The following is a 17,165-nucleotide window of genomic DNA, read 5'->3' as shown; positions in this document are numbered from 1 at the left end:
TCGCGGCTGGTGAGCGCAACATACTGGGCCGATGACCGGTGCCAGCGCAGCCGCAACCCTCCCGTCGCCACCTCAGCCGCTGAGCAAGGCCCGTATCGACATCATCTTCGGGACCGTGGTGCTCGGCATGCTCATGGCGGCGCTGGACTCCACCATCGTCGCCACCGCGTTGCCGACCATCGTCGCCGACCTCGGCGGGGCCGGGCATATGGCGTGGGTCGTGACCGCGTACCTGGTGGCCGAGGCCATCGCCACCGCGCTGGCCGGCAAATTCGGCGACCTGTTCGGCCGCAAACTCGTCTTCCAGGCCAGCGGGGCCATCTTTATCATCGGCTCGATCATCGCCGGCATGGCGGGCGACATGACCCTGCTCATCGTCGCGCGGGCCATCCAGGGCCTGGGCGCGGGCGGGCTCATGGTCACCTCCATGGCGCTGATCGCCGACGTGATCCCGCTGCGCGAGCGCGGCAAGTACCAGGGCGGGCTGGGCGCGGTCTTCGGCATCACCACCGTGATCGGCCCGACCTTGGGCGGACTCTTCACCGACCATCTGACCTGGCGCTGGTGCTTCTACGTCAACGTGCCGCTGGCCATCATCATGATCCTGGTGGCGGCCCGCACGATCCCGGTGGTCAAGAACACGGTCAAGCCGCTGGTCGACTACCTGGGCATCGCGCTCATCGCGGTCGCGGTCACCTGCCTGATCCTCGGATTGGAGTGGGGCGGACAGGAATACGCGTGGGGCTCGCCGGTGATCCTGGGACTGTTCACGGCCGCGGCCGTGCTCACGGTGCTGTTCGTGCGGGTGGAACTGCGGGCCGCCGAGCCCATGCTCCCCATGCACCTGTTCCGCAGCAACGTCTTCACCGTGTGCTCCATCCTGAGCTTCATCGTCGGCTTCGCCATGCTCGGCGCGATGACCTATCTCCCGGCGTTCCTGCAGTACGTCATGGGCGTCTCGGCCACCGTGTCCGGGGTCCGGACGCTGCCGCTGGTGGTCGGCCTGTTCTTCACCTCCATCCTGTCCGGCACGGTGGTCGGCCGGACCGGGCGCTACCGGTACTTCCCGATCGCCGGGACAGCGGTCATGGCCGTCGGCCTGTTCCTGATGTCCACGATGGACGCGAACACCTCGGTCTGGCTGCAGTCGCTGTACATGCTGATCCTGGGTCTGGGCATCGGCCTGGCGATGCAGGTGCTGACCATCGCGGTGCAGAACAGCGTGCCGTACGCCGATCTGGGCACCGCCACCTCCGGGGTGACCTTCTTCCGCACCATCGGCAGCGCCTTCGGCACCACGGTCTTCGGCGCCCTGTACTCCAATCAGATCGGGCCGAATCTCGGTGCGGCGGTGGCCGAGGCGAAGGTGCCGCCCGAGGTCGCGCAGAACCCGGAAGCGCTGCGGCAGTTGCCGCACGAGCAGGCGCTGCCGATCATCGACGCCTACGCCACCTCCATCGACTACGTCTTCCGCTGGGTGGTACCGGTCGCGGTGCTCGGCTTCCTGGTGGCGTGGCTGCTCAAGGAGGTGCCGCTGCGCGACAGCGCGCGCGGGGAGGCCACCGATGTCGGCGAGGGTTTCGCGGTACCCGACTCCGGCGACCGCGCCGTGCAACTGGAGCGCGCGGTGGCGCAGGTCCTGCGCAAACTCCGCGACAACGCCGTCCCGGACCCGGGAATCCTTGCCGCGGCGGGAAGTTCGCTCAGTCGCGACGAGGCGTGGGCGCTGGGGCAGGTGCGCCTCTATCAGAAACTGCGCGGCACGGCGACGGTCGGCGACATCGCCCGCACGCACTGGGTGCCGTCCGAACTCGTCGAGCCGGTGTACGCCAAGGCCGAACGGGAGGGCCTGCTCCGGCGCGCCGGGGACGAACTCGAACTCACCGATCGCGGCCTGCGCGAGGTCGATCGGGTGCGCGCGGCCTGGAAGCAGTGGCTCGAAACTCAGTTGGAGGACTGGGATCTCACCGATTCCAAGGACCGCGCGCTGCTCGATCAGGCGCTGGAGAACATCGCCACCAAACTCCTCGACGAGGCGGACCGCCCGGACGCGCTGCCCGCGCGCCGCTGAGTGCGCCGCCCGCCCCGCCGCCGAGTGCGGTGCGGCCTCAGGCGCTGACGCGCGCCGGCCGCACCGGGGCGTCCCAGTCGATCCGGAAGCGCTGCTCGGCCCCGAACACCTTCTCCGGGTTCATCATCCGGAACATGACCGGCATCACCGCCGACATCATCCGGCGCGCGATCGGCCCGGCCGCCTTGGTGCTGTTGGTGCGCGCCACCCGGGCCGCGACCGCCTCCACCCGCGGGCGGCGCAGCGCCTCGTAGGCGGCGAAAGCCGCTGCCGGATCGCCGATGTCACGCAGGCAGCGCGCCAACTCGATACCGCTCTCGATGGCCAGCGACGCGCCCTGGCCGGAACTATTGGACGGCGCGTGCACCGCGTCGCCGGTGAGCACCATGCGCCCGCGTGACCAGTTCGGCACCCGCGGCATGATGTACAGCCCGCCGACCACCTCGAGATCCTCGGGCCGGGTCCGCCGCGCCAACTCCGCCCCGGGGTTGTCCTGCGCGTAGGTCTCGCGCAGGATCTCCAGCCACCGCTCGGCCGGGATCGCCCGCGCCTCTGTGAGCGAGAGCTTGCGATCGTGTGGCAGGTTCGCACCCCACATCACCCGCCCGTCCGGCATGGAGCCGTACAGGTAGTAGGCCCGGTGCCCGAACGCGAAAGTCATGCTCTCCGGCGGCAATTCGAGATCGCACGTGGTGTACGAACCGAAGCCGAGCATGCGCAGATAGGTCGGCCCCGGGGCCTGCGGGTCGATCAGCGAACGCGTGGCCGAATGGATGCCGTCCGCGCCGATCAGCACGTCGGCGGTGGCGGTGGAGCCGTCGGCGAAACGCGCGGTGACGCCGTCGGCGCGCTCGTCCACCCCGATCAGCCGCCGCCCGTACTCGATCTCGACGCCCTGGGCGACGGCGTGCTCGTGCAGCACCCGGTGCAGGTCCGGCCGATCGACCAGCCGCAGCGGTTCCACCCCGGCCAGCCGGGGCAGGTCGACGTGTTTGGCGCCGATGGCGGCGGACTGGGCGCTGAACGGCGCGGCGATGGCGCGAATCGCGTCGCCGACGCCGATCACGTCGAGGGCGGCCACTCCGTTCGGAGCCAGCGCCAAGTTGGAGCCGATGCTGTGCGCGGGGCCGGGATAGGCCTCGTACACCCGGGTTGCTATGCCGGCGCGCTGCAGGGCGGCCGCGGTCACCGGACCGGAGATGCCACCGCCGATGACCATGGCGGACCGCACGCGGGCAGTGTCAATGAGGGACATGGGTTTTCTCCCTGGGTATCGATAAAGATCGTTTACCCGAATCCCTGCGCGCGCGGCGAAGCCAGTTATCCTGTAGTTGCCAAACTCGGAGCCGAGTTCGCCTGCACGAACGAGGTTCGGGACTGTGCACATCCGGGTCTCGGCGGTCGTGTTGCAGCACGCTCGCCGGGGCCCGGTCTATCGAGAATTCGTATCCGGCGGCTGCGCCCCGGGCGCTCCTCCCTCCACTTCGGTGACGACCTCGGCGGGCGTCGTTCCGGCTGGATGCCATGCGCGCCACGTCCCGATCTCCGGGAAGGTGCCGTCGGCGAGGGCGTCGCGCGTCGTGCGCGCCCAGTGCGCCTCGGCCTCGAGCATGGCCAGTTCGTATTCGTCCTCGATGAGGAACAGTCGCGGCAAAGTGCTTTCCAGCGTGGACAATTGGGCTCGCTGCTCGGCGATCGTGCGCTCCAGCGCGGCAATTCGCGTCCCGAGCAGTTCCACGACGTCGTCCGGCGGCAGGGCCGCCAGCACCGACAGGCCCGCCATGAAGGGCCGCTGTTCGGGCATGGGCGTGGAGATGAGTTCCCGTGCCCAGTCGGCGAGTTCGGCGCGACCGGCGTCGGTGATGCGGTAGATGGTGCGCTCGGGGCGCGCGCCGTCGCGCTCGCTGCCCGCGATCTCCAGGAAGCCGTGCCGGGTGAGGTTGTCCACGACGGTGTAGAGCGAGCCCCACTTGACGCCCATGTCGCGGTCCTTGCCCCACGCCCGCAATCTGGCAGCGATCTCGTAGCGGTGCATGTCCCCGGTGGCGAGCACCGAGAGCACGGCCAGGGCCATGAGATTGCCTACCTTGCGTTTGCGGGCCATCCGCGCGCCTCCTTACTCGTCTACGAATATACGTCTACGAGTATTCGAGGACAAGGGTCGCCGCGTACGACACCGGGCCCGGCGGGCAATCGCCGCCGGGCCCGGTGTCGCGTGTGCCGGGTTCAGTCCTGCGCGAAGCGGGCGCGCAGCAGGTCGGCGGTGGGCCGGTCCGCGGGCAGGAACGCCTCGAGGTGCAATTCGGCCAGGGTGATGTCGGTGGCGGTGGCGAACGAGGTCAGGGTGGTGATGAGCCGCAGTTCGACGTCCCCCTGCCGCAGCCGCAGCGGTACCGCGAAACCGAGGTGGTTCGGGCCGGGATCGACCGGCGGCAGGTACCCCGTCAACTCGGCGATGAGCGCGTCCAGCTCCGGATCCGGACTGTGCGCCGCGCGATTGCGCAGGCTGTCGACGATGTGCCTGCCCCACTCGGGCAGATTCAGCACCCGCGGCGCGAGGCCGTCCGGGTGCAGGGCCAGGCGCAGGACGTTCGGCGGCCCGGTCAGCAGCTCGGGTGCGCAGCCCTCGGTCAGCAACTCGAAGGCGGCATTGGCCGCGACCAGGACACCGTACGGGCGGGTGACGACCGCCGGGTAGGGCAGGTGGCCGTGCAGGATGGTCTCCACCGCCTCCCGGACCGCCCCGAGTTCCGGTGCGTCCAAGGCGGATTCGGGAAAGGCGGGGGCGTAGCCCGCGGCCAGCAGCAGGGTGTTGCGCTCGCGCAGCGACAGTCCGAGCGATTCGGACAGCCGCACCACCATGGTCCGCCCGGGATGCGAACGCCCCTGTTCCAGGAAGCTCAGGTACCGCTGGCTGGTCTCGGCCCGGATCGCGAGATCGAGCTGGCTGATCCGGCGCAGCGACCGCCACCGGCGTAATTGCTGTGCGAAGGGGCTCGCCGTCGCCACCGCCATGATCGTCATCCCTCCACTGTGTGCCCGGGCGCGCCGCGTCGCGATTCCCCGCGGGGTATCACGACGGCGGCCACTCGATCATTCCCCGCGGGGAATCGCACGGCGGCCGCGCGGCGCACAAACTCGGTCCCATGAGCAACGAACTCGATCAGCGCAATTCCGTCGCCGGCACTTCCCTTGCCGCGGAACCACTTCCGGCCACCTCCCGCGCCTACCGCGCCGAGCCGCTGCGCGGGCTCGACGGCCTGGTTCGGGGTGATCGGCCGGTGCCGAGTCCCGGACCGCACCAGGTGGTGGTCCGCGTCCGCGCCACCTCGCTCAATCGCCGGGACCTCATGCTCCTCGAAGGCACGTACCCGGTGCCGCTGACCCCCGGCATCGTGCCGCTGGTCGACGGCGTCGGCGAGGTGGTCGCCCTGGGCGCGGGAGTCACCCGGGCCGCGCTCGGCGATCGCGTCTCCGGCACCTACTTCGTCGCCTGGAACGACGGCCCGCAATTGCTCGCGCTGGCCTATGAGCAGTACGGCGCGAACAACGCCGGCTGGCTGGCTGATCACGTCGTGCTCGAAGAGGATTCGATTGTTCACGTGCCCGCGCACCTGACCGATGTGGAGGCGGCCGCCATGACCTGCGCGGGCCTGGTCGCCTGGTCGGCGCTGACCAAGCCGCTGCCGGTCGGGCCGGGTGAGACGGTGCTGACGGTCGGGACCGGGCCGGTGGGGCTGTTCGCCGTGCAATACGCGAAACTGCTGGGCGCGCGGGTCGTTTCGATCACCTCCTCGGCGGCGAAGGCCGAGCGGCTGCGCGCGCTCGGGGCCGACGAGGTCATCGACCGGACCGCCACCCCGGATTGGGAGCAGGCGGTCCTGGACCTCACCGGCGGCAACGGCGTGGAGCACGTGGTGGACGCGGTCGGCCTGCTCACCCTGCCGAAATCCCTTGCGGCAGCGGCATACAACGCGCAGGTGACGCTGATCGGCGCCTTCCCCGCGCCCGCCGGCGCCGAACCGGCGGACCCGCTCGGCGGCAAGTTCCTGTCCGTTCGCCGGATCGCGGTCGGCAGCCGCGCCGATTTCGAGGCGATGAACGCCGCCGTCGCCGCGCACCGCCTGCGCCCGGTCATCGATCGCGTCTTCCCCTTCGACGAGGCGGTCGAGGCGTACCGCTACTTCGCCGAGCGCGACCCGTTCGGCAAGGTGGTCATCACGGTGTCGTGACGGTCCGGCGGGTCGGCCGCGATCCGCCCCCGACCGGGGTGAACGGGTATCAGCGATCTTTCCGCAATTCTGCTCAATAGATGCTGAGCTGGAATATTCGTCTCCGGTCGAGCGCGTATAAGTTTCTGGCAAATCTGTGTACCGTGCCTGAAGGACGAGCTTTTCGGATCGGCGACAGCGCTGCTTCGAACGAAGGAGTTCCTCGGTGGCACTGGGCACGATGCAGAAGAAACCCCCCGCCGGACCGGACAACGACGGCACCCCCGGCGTGACCGAGCCCGGGGAGATGTCGCTGCGTTCGGTGGTCGTCATGGGCGCACTCGCCGTCGGCATCGCCTGTGTGCTGGTCGGCGGCGGACTGGGCGCCGGGCTCGGCGGCACGTCCGACGGGACGGAGTCCACCACCACCCCCGGATCCAAGTCGTCGACCATGCAGCCCGTCGATTCGGCGACGCCGCCCGCGCCCGCCCCGCCGCCGCCCGCTCCGGAACCGCCGCCCGCGGAGGCGCCGCCCCCACCGCCGCCGCCCGCCCCCGAGCCCGAGCAGCAGTACATCCCGCCCGCGCCCGCCGAGCCGCCGCCGCCCGAGCCCGCGCCCCCGGCGGAGCCTCCGCCTCCGCCTCCGCCCCCGCCGGTACCGGACATCCTGGCCCCGATCCTGCCGTTCCTGCTGCCCCCGCCGCCCCCGCCGCCGCCGCCCGCCCCGTAGGAGGTAGACCGCCCATGCTCGGTAGCGTTCACGAATCGAAGCCGGCGGACGAGGGCGACATCGACCCCCGGGCACTGCGCTCGGTGGCCGTGGCCTCCGGGCTGATGGTGCTGGCGATAGGCACGGGCATGCTCCTGACCGGCACCGGCGACACCGGCGCGGCCGAGTCCACCCCCACGGTCGCCCCACCCCCGATCACGACCCCCGCGTTGGTGATTCGGGTGCCCCTGGCCCCCGCCGCCCAGGTGCCGCCGGTGGCGGGAGTTCCACCGGTGGCCGGAGTTCCAGCGGTGGCAGGAGTTCCACCCGTAGCCGGGGTGCCGCCGGTAGCGGGAGTTCCACCGGTAGCCGCGGTGCCACCGGTCGAAGGTGTCCCGCCGGTCGACGGCCTACCGCCCGTCGAAGGTGTCCCACCGGTGCCCGGGTTGCCGCCGGCCGAGGTCGTCCCGCCGATCCCTCCCGCCGGCGCGGTGATCGACCCCGCCGTACTGCCCCCGCTCGACGCACCCGAGCCGCCCCCACCCGCCGAACCCGGCCCTCCCCACCCGGTGGAACCGCCGGTCCTGGTGCCGGTGCCCTGATGTCCTCCTAATCGCCGGGCCGGGGTTGTTCGACCCCGGCTCGCTGCCTGGATCGGTGACAAGGAAGTCCCGCCTCTCGGCCGCGGGTGTGGCCGGATTTCGGTCGTTCGGGCGGGTTCCGGCCGCATGCGTGCTGGGCCGAGGACTGCACACCAGCCACCCCGTCCGGTGGAAATGCCAGTGCGACATCCCCGGTCGGCCATCGGTGCACCACCCGGATCGGCGCCGGCGATCCGACGTCAGCCCGTCAGAGGCCTGACACGTCCGCCAGCTGACCGATGCCGTAGGTGACCGCCATGGCCAGCGCGCCGCCGATCACCACGCGGAGCACCGCGCGGCGGGGATCGCTGCGGCCCAGGCGGGAGCTGACGGTGCCGGTCACGGCCAGGGCCACGAGGACCGCGACGAACGTCACCGGGATCCGGTACGACACCGGTGGCAGGAGGATGGCCAGGAGGGGGAGCAGAGCGCCGAGGGTGAACGCCACCGCCGAGGACAGGGCCGCGTGCCAGGGGTTCGTGAGTTCGGTGGGGTCCAAACCCAATTCGGCTTCCGCGTGCGCCCGGAAGGCGTCGTGCTCGGTGAGCTCGGCGGCGACCCGCCGGGCGGTCTCGGCGGAGAGTCCCTTGTTCCGGTAGATCTGCGCCAGCTCGGCGAGTTCGTAATCGGGTGATTCGGCGAGTTCGCGCTTCTCCTTCGACAGCAGCGCCCGTTCGCTGTCGCGCTGCGTGCTCACCGAGACGTACTCGCCGGCGGCCATGGAGATCGCGCCCGCGGTGAGCCCGGCGATGCCCGCGGTGAGAATCGCGGAGGTGCCGGTGTTCACCGCGGCCACGCCCACGACGAGCCCGGCGGTGGAGACGATGCCGTCGTTGGCCCCGAGGACCCCGGCCCGCAACCAGTTCAGCCGAGCGGCCAGGCCCTCGGTCTCATGGGGCTCGTGCGGATGCGCCAGTCCGTCCGAATCGGTCGTTTCGGTCACTCGAAAAGCGTAGGCGTCCCGGTGCGCCGAACGGCGGGACGGCGCGCCGCCATGATGTTGCCCACACCGGCGGGTCCCTCGGCCCGTACCGTGCGCACCCGATGTTTTCGCCGGTGGGCGGGGGTGCCGCCGGGCCGTGCCCGCGGGCGACGCGCCGGGGCGTCTCACCAGCGCGATTTCAGGGCGATGTCCGAATTTGGATAGGATCCTCTCGACTTCCCGTCGACGTACCGCCGACCATCGGAGCCAATTTGCTGCCAGTCCTGCTCGCACTCGCGTTCGCCGCGCTGGCTGCGCCGTGGTGCGTCCGGGTCTTCGGTCGCGACGCTTTCTTCGGTCTGGCGCTCGTCCCCGCCGCGGGACTGCTGTGGGTCATCGCGAATTGGGGCTCCACGCAACAGGTTCGGATCGAGTGGGCGCCCGAGATCGGGATGAACATCGACCTCCGCTTCGATTCGCTGGCCGCCATCATGGCCAGCCTGGTGCTCGGCGTCGGTGCGCTCATCCTGGCCTACTGCGCCAGATACTTCGAGAACGACGAACCCCGCCTCGGTGTGTTCGCGGGTCTGCTCACGGCTTTCGCCTGCGTCATGTTCGGCCTCGTCACCAGCGACAACATGCTGCTGCTGTTCACCTTCTGGGAACTGACGACCGTGCTGTCGTTCCTGCTGGTCGGCCACTACGCCGACCGCCCGGACAGCCGCCGCGCCGCCATTCAGGCACTGCTGGTCACCGGCGCGGGCGGGCTGGCCATGCTGGTCGGCGTCGTCATCCTGGGTGAGGCCTACGGCAGCTACCTGCTCTCGGATCTGCTGGCGGCGAGCGACGTGCCCACCGGCACGGCCGTCGATGTCGCGGTGGTCCTGGTTCTGGTGGGCGCGCTGAGCAAGTCCGCGCTGATCCCGCTGCACTTCTGGCTGCCCGGCGCCATGGCCGCCCCGACCCCGGTGAGCGCCTACCTGCACGCCGCCGCCATGGTGAAAGCCGGTGTGTACCTGGTGGCCCGGCTGGCCCCGGTCTTCTCGGAGTCACCGCTGTGGCACCCGCTCGTGCTCGGGCTGGGCGTGACGACCATGGTGCTGGCCGGAATTCGTGCCCTCCAGGTCACCGACCTGAAACTCGTGCTGGCGTTCGGCACGGTCAGTCAGCTCGGCTTCCTGGTGCTGCTGGTCGGCATCGGCACCCCCGGCGCGGCGCTGGCCGGCATGACGCTCGTGGTGGCGCACTCGCTGTTCAAGGCGTGCCTGTTCATGGTGGTCGGCATCGTCGATCACAGCGCGGGCACCCGTGACCTGCGGCGACTATCGGGGATCGGGCGGCGCGAACCGGCGCTGTTCGGCATCGCGCTGCTGGCCGCGCTGAGCATGGCGGGCCTGCCGGTACTGCTCGGATTCGTCGGCAAGGAGGCCGCGCTCGGCGCGATCCTGGACGCCGGGAATCTCACCGGCATCAGTCGAATCCTGTTGTGCGCCGGTGTCGTAGCCGGTTCCACCCTGACCGTCGCGTACAGCGCGCGCTTCATCTGGGGCGCTTTCGCCGCCAAGCCCGCCACGGACGGTCTCGGCTTCGCCGACTGGCATCGGCCCGGCGCGTTGTTCCTCGCACCCGCCGCGGTGACCGCGCTCGCCGGCCTGCTGGGCGGTCTCGCGGCGCCCTGGGTCGACGGGCTCATCCGGCCCTATGCCGAGACCCTGCCCGGGGAGGCCCCCGAGCACCTCGCCCTCTGGCACGGCATCACGGTCCCGCTGGCGCTCACCGCGGGCATCATCGCCGCCGGCGCCGCGATATTCCAGTACTTCGGCCGCGGCGGTGAGTCCACCCGTTCGCTGCTGGGCAACGCGGACCGTGTCTACGACGCCACCCTGCGCGGCATGGACCGCATCTCCCTGCGCATGACCGGATCGGTGCAGCGCGGTTCGCTGCCGCTGAGCCAGGCCACCATCCTGGGCACCATGGTGGTGCTGCCCGCGGTGATCCTGGCGACCGGCACCCGCACGGGAGTCGAACTGCGCCTGTGGGATTCGCCGTTGCAGCTGGCGATCGGGGCGATCATGGCCGCGATGGCGATCAGCGCCACGGTTCTGCGCAACCGCCTCGCCAGCGTGCTCGTCGTGGGCGTCACCGGCTACGGCTCGGGCGTGCTGTTCGCGATGCACGGCGCGCCCGATCTGGGCCTGACCCAGGGGCTGGTGGAGACCCTCACCCTGGTGGTGTTCGTTCTGGTGCTGCGCGCCTTCCCCGCCGAGATCGAGGAGAGCCGCACCGCCAGCTTCAAGGTCCGCCGGGCGCTGCTCGCGGCCGGCGTCGGCGTGACGGTCGCGGTGCTCGCGGGATTCGCCATCGCGGCCCGCACCGCCGAACCGATCTGGCATCTCATCCCGGCCGCCGCCTACGACGGCGGCGGTGGCAAGAACGCGGTCAACGTCCTGCTGGTCGACATCCGCGCGTGGGACACCCTCGGCGAGGTCTCGGTGCTGATCGTGGCCGCCACGGGTGTCGCGTCCCTGGTCTTCCGCAACCGCCGCTACGGCGCTGCTCCGCGCGCCGCGGACTCGCCCGACTACAACCCCGACCTGCCGAGCTGGCTGCCCGCGGGCAGGCTCGTGGCCAGCGAGAAGCGGTCCATGGTCCTGCAGCTCACCACCCGCCTGGTGTTCCCGACCATCATGGTGCTCTCGGTCTACTTCTTCTTCGCCGGTCACAACGCCCCCGGCGGCGGCTTCGCGGGCGGGCTCATCGCCGGCTTGGCGCTGACCCTGCGCTACCTGGCCGGCGGCCGGTACGAACTGGGCGAGGCGCTGCCGGTGGACGCCGGGCACCTGCTCGGCGCGGGCCTGACCCTGGCCGCGGGCACCGCCACCACCTCCCTGCTGCTGGGCGCGCCGCCGCTGTCCTCGGCGATCATCGAGTTCACCCTGCCGGTCTTCGGGCAGATCAAATTGGTGACCGCGCTGTTCTTCGATCTGGGCGTCTACCTGATCGTCGTCGGCCTGGTGCTCGACGTGCTGCGCAGCCTGGGCGCGCGCCTGGACATGGAACTCGGCGACACCACCGACGACGAATCCGAGACGGCGACGGAAGGTTCCCGAGCATGAGCGGCCGAGCGCGATGAGCCCCAATCTGACGCTGCTGATCCTGATCGGCGTGCTGACCGCGTGCGGGGTCTACCTCATCCTCGAACGCGCCATCTCGAAGATGCTGCTGGGCATGATCCTGGTGGGCAACGCCGTGAACCTGCTGCTGCTCGCGGTGGGCGGGCCCGACGGCGCACCGCCCATCCGCGGCGCGACCGACGCCACCGACACCGAGATGGCGGACCCGCTGGCCCAGGCCATGGTGCTCACCTCGATCGTCATCACCATGGGCCTGGCGGCGTTCGTGCTGGCGCTGTCCTATCGCGCCTACATGCTCACCACGACCGAAGACGTCCAGGTCGACGAGGCCGACGCCGAGGTGGCCACCCGGCGCGACGGAGAGGACCCGGAAGATTGAACGTTTCACCGGACCTCATCCGCGTACTGGCCCCGCTCCCGGTGCTGGTGCCGCTGCTGGCCGCGGCGGCCACCCTGGTCTTCGGGCGCATGCCCAATCTGCAACGCGCCGTCATGCTTTCGGCTCTGGCCGCCCAGGTCGTCATCAGCGCCCTGCTGCTGATGCTGGCCGATCAGCACGGCACCGTGGCGCTGCAGGTCGGCGGCTGGGACTTCCCGATCGGCATCACGCTGGTGGTGGATCGATTATCGGCGGCCATGCTGCTGGTCTCGGCGATCGTGCTGCTGTCGGTCTCGCTGTACGGCTCCGGTCAGCGCCTGCGCGACAGCGGCGACGATCAGCCCACCTCGATCTACCGGCCCACGTATCTCATTCTGACGGCGGGCATCTCGGGCGCGTTCCTGGCCGGTGACCTGTTCAATCTGTACGTCGGCTTCGAGATTCTGCTCGCCGCCTCGTACGTGCTGCTCACCGTGGGCGCGACCACCGAGCGCATTCGCGCGGGCGTCACCTACGTGCTCGTCTCGATGCTGTCCTCGCTGATCTTCCTGATCGGCATCGCCCTCATCTACGCGACGGTGGGCACCCTGAACATGGCGCAGATCGCCGAGCGCACCGGCGTCGTGCCCGACGGCATCCGCACCGCGGCCTTCGCCGTGCTGCTGGTCGCGTTCGGCGTCAAGGCCGCGATCTTCCCGCTGTCGAACTGGCTACCGGACTCCTATCCGACCGCGCCCGCGCCGGTCACCGCGGTGTTCGCGGGCCTGCTGACCAAGGTCGGCGTCTACGCCATCATCCGCACCTACACGCTGTGGTTCCCCGACGGCGGCCTGAACGCGCTGCTCATGGTCAGCGGCCTGCTCACCATGCTGGTCGGCATCCTGGGCGCCATCGCGCAGAACGACATTCGCCGCGTGCTCTCGTTCACCCTGGTCAGCCACATCGGCTACATGGTGTTCGGCATCGGGCTGACCTCGCAGGCCGGTCTGGCCGGTGCGGTCTACTACGTCGCGCACCACATTCTGGTGCAGACGGCCCTGTTCCTGGTGGCCGGTCTGATCGAGCGGCAGGGCGGGTCCACCTCGCTGCGCCGGCTCGGCGGGCTGGCCGCGGCGAGTCCGGTTCTGGCCGTGCTGTTCCTGATCCCGGCGCTGAATCTCGGTGGCATACCGCCTTTCTCAGGTTTCATCGGCAAGGTCGCGCTGTTGCGCGCGGGCGTGCTGGACGGCAGCGTGCTGGCCTGGGTGCTGGTCGGCGGTTCGGTGCTGACGAGTCTGCTCACGCTGTACGTCGTCGCGCGCATGTGGTCGAAAGCGTTCTGGCGCCCGCGTTCCCAGGCTCCCGAGGGCCATCTCGCCGCCGCCCGGACCCCGACGCTCATCGAGGACACGACCGATGTGAGCTGGGACGACCGCGTGGATCCCGGCCGGATTCCCGCGCTGATGGTGTTGTCCACCGGCGCGCTGGTGGCGGTGAGCCTGAGCTTGACGATCTTCGCCGGCCCGATCCTGGGCATCGCCGATCGCGCCGCCGCGGATCTGCACGATCCCTCGGTGTACGTCACCGCGGTGCTGGGAGGTGACGCCGATGCGGATCGATAGTTCGAGCGTGATCCGGATCGGCCTGATCGGCTGGCTCGCGGTGGTCTACACGGCGCTGTGGGGCGATCTGACCGCCGCCAATCTGCTTGCGGGACTTGTGATCGGCTTCGTGATCGTGTTCGGGCTGCCGCTGCCGCGCCTGCCGGTCTCGGGCAGGCTGCGGTTGCTGCCGCTGATCGAATTGATCGCCGTCAGTACGTATTACGCGTTGCTGTCCAGCGTGCAGGTGGCCTGGTACGCGATACGGCCTTCGCCGCCACCGGTTTCCGGGGTGCTGCGCATCGGCCTGACCACCGATTCGGACCTGGTGCTGGTGCTGTGGGCCGACGTCATGAACCTGATTCCGGGCACCATGGTGCTGGAGCTGGATCGCAAGGCGTGCCTGGCCGAGGTGCACGTCCTGGACGTCGGCAGTGCGGCGACGGTGCGCAGTTTCTACACCCAGGCGCTGCGGGTCGAGCAGATGCTGATCGCGGCCTTCGAGCGCCCGATTCCCCGACCGGTCAGGAAGTGATCAGATGGCACCCGTAGTCGCTGTCATTGCCGCGGTATTGCTGGTCGCCGCGGCCATCATCACCAGCTACCGCATTCTGGCGGGCCCCTCCACCCTGGACCGGGTGCTGGGCATCGATTCGCTCATGGCCATCGCGTCCTGCGGGCTGGCGACCTACGCGGCGTTCAGTCGCAACACCACCGTGGTGCCCGCGATCGTGGCGCTGTCCCTGGTCGGCTTCCTCGGTTCGGCGGCGGTCACGCGTTTCCGGGTGAGTGACGACCGATGACGACCCTGCTGACCTGGCTCTCGGCGATCCTGATCCTGTCCGGCTCGGTGCTGGCGCTGACCGCGGCCATCGGCATCGTCCGATTCCCCGACTCCCTCATGCGCATGCACGCGGCCAGCAAGCCGCAGGTGGTCGGGCTGGTGCTGGTGCTGTCCGGCACCGCGATCGAGATTCGCGATCACCGCGACATGTGGATGATCATCCTCGTCATTCCGTTCACGATGCTGACCGCGCCGGTGATCGGGCACCTGCTCGGCCGAACCGCCTACCGCGAGAACTCGAATCGCGGTGAACTGCGCCCGATCGACAAGTCCGGCGAGTGAGGCTCACGCGTTCCAGCGATAGACGCGGCCGTCGCGGAATTCGTAGCTGTCCGGTGGCCTGACGCCCTCGCGGCCCGAGAGCAGGGCCATGACCCGGGTACGCCCACGCGTGGTGATGCCGTCCTAGGTCCAGTGCACGTACGGGTGCACCAGATTCGCGAAGCTCGTCCAGTCGTCGGCGTCGACGGCGCGGAGAATCGCCGACACGGTGTTGTCCACGGGGTCAGTGAACACCCCGGGTGTGAACTGCGCGTGGGTTCGATGCGAACCCGCGGTTCCGGTGCCCGTTTTTCCGATTGCTGCCAGTTCACTAATTTCACGGTTGGGTATGGCCGGACGGCCCGAAGCGGGTGCGCGGGGAGTTCGCCACGAGGGCGGTAGAGGCCGCATTCATAGCTGTTTCGGTCTGATAACACGTTACAGAATCCCAGGTCACATCGCGGAAATGTCCGCTGAACGGGAGTGTAGCCAGGGGTACTGGTAGGTAACTTAGAGGTCTGCATCACACCTGGAGCCGATTTGTTGTAACCGGGCGTAACCATTAGCTTTGATGGCAGGCAGTGTTGCCGATCACGGAGAAGAAGATTTGAACCTCGTCACCCGGCGTCGGCTCCGACGTCTCGTTGCAGCAGTCCCGCGTCGTCCCGTGGAATCTTCGCGAACCTCGGTCAGCGGATGACCCGGACCTTGCCGGGCCAGCGCGTACGCAAGACCTCGGCCGTCCGCATCGTGCGCGACAACTTCTCCGGCACCGCGGTGGCCTCGCTGCGCACCTTCGGCCGCGCCGCGGGCATCGCACAGGAAGCGGTGACGGGCACGTTCGGCGATATCGCGCGCGGGCAGTTCCAGTGGAAAGAAGCCATCCTGCAGGCGTGGCGACTGGTGACGGTCACCGCGATCCCGGCCATCCTGATGGCGATCCCGTTCGGCGTGATCGTCTCGGTCCAGGTCGGCAACCTCATTCACACCCTCGGCGCGGACTCGCTGCTCGGCGCGACCGGCGGCCTCGGCGTCATCAAGCAGGGCGCGCCCCTGGCCACCGGCTTCCTGCTGGGCGGAGCGGGCGCGGCCGCGCTGGCCGCGGACCTGGGCGCGCGCACCATTCGCGAAGAGATCGACGCGCTGAACACCATGGGTATCAGCCCGATTCATCGCCTGGTCATCCCGCGCATGGTCGCCATGCTGGTGGTCGCCCCGCTGCTGAACGTGCTCATCATCTTCGTCGGCGTGCTGGCCGGGTACGTGGTCGCCATCGGCGGCCAGAACGTGACGCCCGGCAGCTACTGGGCCACCTTCGGCTCCTTCACCACCACCGCCGACGTGTGGATCTCGCTGTTCAAGGCCGTCATCTTCGGCTTCATCGTGGTGATCATCGCCTGCCAGCGCGGGCTCGAGGCCAAGGGCGGCCCGCGCGGGGTCGCCGACGCGGTGAACGCGGCCGTGGTGCTCTCGGTGGTCTCCATCGTGACCGTGAACCTGGTCGCCACGCAGATCACCGCCATGTTCCTGCCCACGAGGCTGGCCTGATGTCCGCGACCTACGTCCCGAAGGGACTGCACTGGGCCGCGCGCTTCTATCACCGCCGGGGGCTGCTGCTGCGCCGCGTCGAGGGCCTGGGCTTCGTGCTCGCCTTCGTCTGGCAGGTGCTCTCGTCGATTCCGTTGACGCTGAAGCGCTATCGCGACGAGACCATGCGCGCCATCACCAACATGACCTGGGGCCGCGGCTCGATCATCGTGGGCGGCGGGACCGTGCCGATGATGATCGTGCTCGGCATGGTCATGGGCGCCTCGGTGGCCGTGGAGTCCTTCGCGACCCTGGACATGCTGGGCATGGGCCCGGTGACGGGCCTGGTCTCGGCCTACGCCACCACGCGTGAGCTCGCGCCCATCGCCGCGGCCATCGGTTTCGCCGCGCAGGCGGGCTGCCGCATGACCGCCGAGATCGGTTCCATGCGCATCTCGGAGGAGATCGACGCGATCGAATCGCTCGGCCTGCGCTCGGTGCCGTTCGTGGTCACCACGCGCGTGCTGGCCGGCGCGGTCGCGATCATCCCGACCTTCCTCATCGCGCTCATCCTGTCGTACCTGTCCTGCCGTGGCCTGATCACGCTGGTGCACGGGTCGTCGGCGGGCGTGTACGACCATTACTTCTTCCAGTTCGTCTCAGGCTTCGATGTGATCGCGGCGGTGGTGAAGGTGGCCATCTTCGCCGTCGTCGTGATCCTGATCCACTGCTACTACGGGTTCTTCGCCACCGGCGGCCCGGAGGGCGTGGGCATCGCCTCGGGTAGAGCGGTACGCGCGAGTTCGGTGGCGATCATCGCCCTGGACATGGTGCTCTCGCTCGGGCTGTGGGGATTCAACTCGGCCATCACGTTCACGGGGTAGGG

16 protein-coding genes are annotated in these 17,165 nt (G+C 69.7%); 12 read left to right on the top strand and 4 right to left on the bottom strand.

Going from position 1 to position 17,165, the window contains the following annotated elements; genetic code table 11:
• Positions 1–31: 31 nt before the first annotated feature.
• Complete coding sequence (locus ACFVBH_RS12730) at positions 32–2,071, top strand: MFS transporter (RefSeq protein WP_354984647.1); 2,040 nt, start codon at positions 32–34, stop codon at positions 2,069–2,071.
• A gap of 37 nt (positions 2,072–2,108) precedes the next feature.
• On the opposite strand, the gene ACFVBH_RS12725 is transcribed toward ACFVBH_RS12730, so the two are convergent.
• The 3 genes from ACFVBH_RS12725 to ACFVBH_RS12715 form a co-directional block, all read right to left on the bottom strand.
• A complete protein-coding gene (locus tag ACFVBH_RS12725) occupies positions 2,109–3,326 on the bottom strand; it encodes an FAD-dependent monooxygenase (RefSeq protein ID WP_379001482.1) in 1,218 nt (405 codons plus the stop codon).
• Between the two features lie 177 nt (positions 3,327–3,503).
• A complete protein-coding gene (locus ACFVBH_RS12720) occupies positions 3,504–4,175 on the bottom strand; it encodes a PadR family transcriptional regulator (RefSeq protein WP_379001480.1) in 672 nt (223 codons plus the stop codon).
• 122 nt (positions 4,176–4,297) lie between these two features.
• A complete protein-coding gene (locus ACFVBH_RS12715) occupies positions 4,298–5,095 on the bottom strand; it encodes a helix-turn-helix domain-containing protein (RefSeq protein WP_379001478.1) in 798 nt (265 codons plus the stop codon).
• Positions 5,096–5,217: 122 nt separating this feature from the next.
• Between ACFVBH_RS12715 and ACFVBH_RS12710 the strand changes: the two genes are divergently transcribed.
• The 3 genes from ACFVBH_RS12710 (at position 5,218) to ACFVBH_RS12700 (ending at position 7,593) form a co-directional block, all read left to right on the top strand.
• Positions 5,218–6,303: an NAD(P)-dependent alcohol dehydrogenase gene (locus ACFVBH_RS12710; RefSeq protein ID WP_379001476.1), complete on the top strand. Its 1,086-nt coding sequence runs from the start codon at positions 5,218–5,220 to the stop codon at positions 6,301–6,303.
• Positions 6,304–6,508: 205 nt separating this feature from the next.
• A complete protein-coding gene (locus tag ACFVBH_RS12705) occupies positions 6,509–7,012 on the top strand; it encodes a hypothetical protein (RefSeq protein ID WP_379001474.1) in 504 nt (167 codons plus the stop codon).
• Between the two features lie 14 nt (positions 7,013–7,026).
• Positions 7,027–7,593: a hypothetical protein gene (locus ACFVBH_RS12700; protein WP_379001473.1), complete on the top strand. Its 567-nt coding sequence runs from the start codon at positions 7,027–7,029 to the stop codon at positions 7,591–7,593.
• A 247-nt stretch (positions 7,594–7,840) separates the two neighbouring features.
• On the opposite strand, the gene ACFVBH_RS12695 is transcribed toward ACFVBH_RS12700, so the two are convergent.
• Positions 7,841–8,575, bottom strand: coding sequence for a VIT family protein (locus tag ACFVBH_RS12695; RefSeq protein ID WP_379001472.1), 735 nt, complete (start codon positions 8,573–8,575; stop codon positions 7,841–7,843).
• 251 nt (positions 8,576–8,826) lie between these two features.
• On the opposite strand from ACFVBH_RS12695, the gene ACFVBH_RS12690 reads away from it, so the two are divergent.
• The 8 genes from ACFVBH_RS12690 (at position 8,827) to ACFVBH_RS12655 (ending at position 17,163) form a co-directional block, all read left to right on the top strand.
• Positions 8,827–11,670 (top strand): Na+/H+ antiporter subunit A, encoded by a 2,844-nt coding sequence (locus ACFVBH_RS12690; RefSeq protein ID WP_379001471.1) that lies wholly within the window; start codon positions 8,827–8,829, stop codon positions 11,668–11,670.
• A gap of 13 nt (positions 11,671–11,683) precedes the next feature.
• On the top strand, positions 11,684–12,067 hold the full coding sequence (locus ACFVBH_RS12685; protein ID WP_354984639.1) for a Na(+)/H(+) antiporter subunit C: 384 nt from the start codon (positions 11,684–11,686) through the stop codon (positions 12,065–12,067).
• Positions 12,064–13,668, top strand: coding sequence for a Na+/H+ antiporter subunit D (locus ACFVBH_RS12680; RefSeq protein ID WP_354984638.1), 1,605 nt, complete (start codon positions 12,064–12,066; stop codon positions 13,666–13,668). The genes ACFVBH_RS12685 and ACFVBH_RS12680 overlap by 4 nt, the downstream gene beginning before the upstream one ends.
• Positions 13,655–14,182, top strand: a complete 528-nt coding sequence (locus ACFVBH_RS12675; RefSeq protein ID WP_354984637.1) for a Na+/H+ antiporter subunit E — start codon at positions 13,655–13,657, stop codon at positions 14,180–14,182. The genes ACFVBH_RS12680 and ACFVBH_RS12675 overlap by 14 nt, the downstream gene beginning before the upstream one ends.
• Before the next feature lie 4 nt (positions 14,183–14,186).
• A complete protein-coding gene (locus tag ACFVBH_RS12670; protein WP_354984636.1) occupies positions 14,187–14,450 on the top strand; it encodes a monovalent cation/H+ antiporter complex subunit F in 264 nt (87 codons plus the stop codon).
• On the top strand, positions 14,447–14,773 hold the full coding sequence (gene mnhG / locus ACFVBH_RS12665) for a monovalent cation/H(+) antiporter subunit G (protein ID WP_354984635.1): 327 nt from the start codon (positions 14,447–14,449) through the stop codon (positions 14,771–14,773). The genes ACFVBH_RS12670 and mnhG overlap by 4 nt, the downstream gene beginning before the upstream one ends.
• 675 nt (positions 14,774–15,448) lie before the next feature.
• Positions 15,449–16,300, top strand: a complete 852-nt coding sequence (locus tag ACFVBH_RS12660) for an ABC transporter permease (RefSeq protein ID WP_354984633.1) — start codon at positions 15,449–15,451, stop codon at positions 16,298–16,300.
• Entirely contained in the window at positions 16,300–17,163 is an 864-nt protein-coding gene (locus ACFVBH_RS12655) for an ABC transporter permease (protein ID WP_379001469.1), read from the top strand. The genes ACFVBH_RS12660 and ACFVBH_RS12655 overlap by 1 nt, the downstream gene beginning before the upstream one ends.
• Positions 17,164–17,165 lie beyond the last annotated feature (2 nt).

Origin of the sequence: Nocardia sp. NPDC057668 (assembly GCF_042799795.1) — a bacterium.
In the GTDB taxonomy this organism is placed as follows: Bacteria; Actinomycetota; Actinomycetes; order Mycobacteriales; family Mycobacteriaceae; genus Nocardia.
This window is presented reverse-complemented; position numbering and strand designations above follow the sequence as displayed.